This is a genomic window from Bacteroides timonensis, from assembly GCF_000513195.1.
GTDB classification, from domain to species: domain Bacteria; phylum Bacteroidota; class Bacteroidia; order Bacteroidales; family Bacteroidaceae; genus Bacteroides; species Bacteroides timonensis.
This window is the reverse complement of the sequence record NZ_CBVI010000192.1, coordinates 1-2,644: the sequence shown is the minus strand read 5'-3', so window position 1 is coordinate 2,644 and position 2,644 is coordinate 1. Positions and strand designations below refer to the sequence as shown.

The 2,644-nt window shown below is 48.3% G+C and carries 2 protein-coding genes; both read right to left on the bottom strand.

Translation table 11 applies throughout. The features are described from left to right. Positions 1-138: 138 nt before the first annotated feature. A complete protein-coding gene (gene istB, locus BN161_RS27690; protein ID WP_044272547.1) occupies positions 139-891 on the bottom strand; it encodes an IS21-like element helper ATPase IstB in 753 nt (250 codons plus the stop codon). 24 nt (positions 892-915) lie between these two features. After that, on the bottom strand, positions 916-2,451 hold the full coding sequence (gene istA / locus BN161_RS27685) for an IS21 family transposase (protein ID WP_244436641.1): 1,536 nt from the start codon (positions 2,449-2,451) through the stop codon (positions 916-918). Between the last annotated feature and the right edge of the window lie 193 nt (positions 2,452-2,644).

Below are 2,644 nucleotides of genomic sequence, written 5' to 3'. Positions count from 1 at the left end.
AAAATCTCATCAAACTGCTCCCTCGTGTCTCACGCATATTAATCCCCTTTAGCTTTCCCTAATAAGTATCGTGATGTACCTATGGTAAGTCTTCATATCCAATCACTTCATTATAGATAGTTATACATAAATGATTTCTTACAAATATACCGATTCTTTTTTAATATTCTTCTTTCTGAGAGAGTCTCCTATGAGTTCAACCCTGACAGCCTGATGAACAATTCTGTCTAAAATGGCATCGGCAATTGTCTTTTCTCCTATGATATCATACCAGTCCTTCACGGGTACCTGTGAGGTTATGACTGTAGATTTTTTACCATGCCTGTCTTCTATGATGTCCAGCAGCAGCCCCCTTGTCTGTGCATCAAAAGGCTGTATGCCGAAGTCATCGAGTATAAGCATGTCCATGCGTTCTATCTTCTTCAGCTCCAGCAGGATTGTCCCTTTGGCTTTTGCCGCTTTAAGCTGGCCCATCAGGCGTGCCGTACTGGCATACATCACCTTGAAGCCTTTCAGGCATGCTTGATAACCCAAGGCCGTAGCCAGATAACTCTTACCCGTACCTGTGCTGCCGGTAACAAACAGATCCTTGTGTTCTTTCACAAACCCCAGTTCCGCAAGCCTGAGTATCTGGTTCCTGTCCATGCCACGCTCTATGGAGAAGTCTATCTCCTCCACATTTGCCTTGTAGCGGAAGCCCGCTGACTTGACGGCACGTTCCACTGCCCTGTTACGGCGGTCGTCCCATTCACTGTTTACCAGCCACGAGACGAACTGGTCGATGGTCATACTCTCCATCCGCAGGGTTTCAAGACTCGTTTTAAAGGCATAATACATGCCTTGCAGGCGCATCTGCTGCATCTTTTCCAATGTTTCCTTGTTCATTTCCATAATTCATTTGATTTTAAGAAGTTGTCAGTTAAAATATTCTTTTCCACGTATGTTGTCATGCACGGGCATCCCTTGTAAGGCTGCATCGTCTTCGGGCAGGGGAAGTTCATCCTGCCGGTTGTTCAGTATCTTTTCAATCGCCGGATAATTGTACAGGCCGTAGGAATCAGCCCAACGGCAGGCGTTTATCAGCCTTTTGGGACCTACACGCCTGGCGAAGCTCAGGATGCCGGCACAGGACTTGTAAGCCTGCTCCAGGTAGGTCTTGTGTTCCAGCACCTTGGTTATGTAATCCGCCACGTCTTTATGTATGGCGGAAGCCTCACTGATGAACTTTTCCGGATTCCAGTCGCCGCTGTAGCGGTGATGCGCAGGCCTGTGTCCGTCTACCGTGGTGTACTTGAAACGGGCATAGGAGCGTTTGTGCGAGGCGATACAGGTATAATTGCTGTAGATATCCACTTCCGTTGAGGTATATATCATTTTTACCTTTTTGCCGATATATTGGCAGGGGACGCTGTAATAATGGGCGTCCTGCCCCAATCTTACATGACCGTTCTTCATGACGGTCAGCACAGTGGATTTTCTGAGTTCGTAGCGTATCGGATTGAGTTTCCCCAGTGCCGGGCGTTCGATTTCTTCGAACTGCTCCCTGCGGCTGTAGTTACGTCCGACAAAGGGCGTGTTGTTGTGTATTTCCAGAGCAACGCGGATTGCCGCGTTCAATGTCGGGAGGTCATGGAACACCCGCCCTTCCAGACAGGGATAAATACTGCTGTAGATAAGTTTGACGGCACCTTCCACCAGAGCCTTGTCACGTGGCTTATAGGCTCTGGCAGGCATGACGGCACAGCCGTAATGTTCGGCAAAGGAAGCGAAGTCGTCATTCAGGGTCGCTTCATAGCGGCTGCTTTTGGTTACGGCGGCCTTCAGATTGTCAGGCACGATAGCCAGGGGAGTGCCGCCGATATAGTGCAGGGAAGCCTCGCAGGCGGTTATCAGGTCCTCTTTTTTCTGGCTCATCACCGCTTCGACATAAGTCAGCTGGCTGCATGGGAGGATGGCCACGAAGACTTCAACAGGGATAATTTCTCCACTGTCCGCATCCACGATGGAGAGCTTGTCGCCGGCAAAATCAATGAAGAGCTTGTCACCGGCCTTATGCTCCAGATGCATGATCGGGTTGGACATGCCTACATGACGTTGGATGAAACGGTCAAAACTGGCAAGGCTATAACCGCCGGGATGTTCGGAGATATACTCCTTGTAGAGTTTGCGGCGGCTCATGCCTTTATGCCGCAGACGTTTGCAATAGGACGGCAGAAGGGGTTCCAGAACTGCATAGCGTGAATCGTGGACGACCGGTTTGGGGGTCAGAGAGAACAACTCACTTAAGCGGGAGTCCTCAAGACAGACCACATCTTCAAAATCCATACGAAGAGTATGGAATATCTGTAAGTACTTTTTAACCGTATTCCGGGAGATACCTACAATACTGCTGATGGTTTTTGTGCCTTTACCCTGAGAGTAAAAACGTAATACTTGACGCAACTTTTGCATTGTTATTTTTTTATTGCCCATAATGAAGTTTTAGATATTTTTAGACAAAATACTAATACCCGGACAATACGCAAGCTACACTTGATGTTTATTTTAGGGGGGCAGTTTGGTTGAGACACATGGGGTCAATTTAACTGAGACAAAGGGGGCAATTTAGGTGAGGCAGAGGGGGGCAGTCCCCGTGATTTTTTCC

Coding starts and splice junctions, on each gene's coding strand:
- istB (WP_044272547.1), bottom strand. CDS start 891: ATGGAAATGAACAAGGAAACATTGGAAAAGATGCAGCAGATGCGCCTG.
- istA (WP_244436641.1), bottom strand. CDS start 2,451: ATGCAAAAGTTGCGTCAAGTATTACGTTTTTACTCTCAGGGTAAAGGC.